This is a genomic window from Faecalibacterium sp. DFI.5.82, from assembly GCF_029076575.1.
Lineage (GTDB): Bacteria > Bacillota > Clostridia > Oscillospirales > Ruminococcaceae > Faecalibacterium > Faecalibacterium duncaniae.
Genome location: NZ_JARFIS010000846.1, coordinates 1 through 297 on the forward strand (window position 1 = coordinate 1; position 297 = coordinate 297).

Below are 297 nucleotides of genomic sequence, written 5' to 3' on the forward strand. Positions count from 1 at the left end.
TCCCATTGCGGGGTGTGAAAAGGAGCGGAATTGCAATATGGCAGAACAAAAGATCAAGGGTGTCAAAAAGTTTTTTGAGGAGTTCAAGGCCTTTGCCATGCGCGGCAACGTGCTGGAGATGGCAGTTGGTGTGGTCGTCGGCTCGGCATTCACGGCAATCGTGAATTCTCTGGTGGGCGATGTCATCAATCCGCTGATCGGTCTGTTATTCAACAATGACTTCTCTGAAGTTGTTGTCAAGATCGGCGATGTTGATCTGAAGATCGGCTCTTTCATCAGTGCGATCATCAATTTCCT

At 48.5% G+C, this 297-nt stretch carries 1 protein-coding gene; it reads left to right on the top strand.

Annotated elements, in window-relative coordinates:
- Positions 1-37: 37 nt before the first annotated feature.
- The coding region (gene mscL, locus P0G09_RS19180; RefSeq protein ID WP_275253463.1) for a large conductance mechanosensitive channel protein MscL at positions 38-297 on the top strand (260 nt) is incomplete at its 3' end.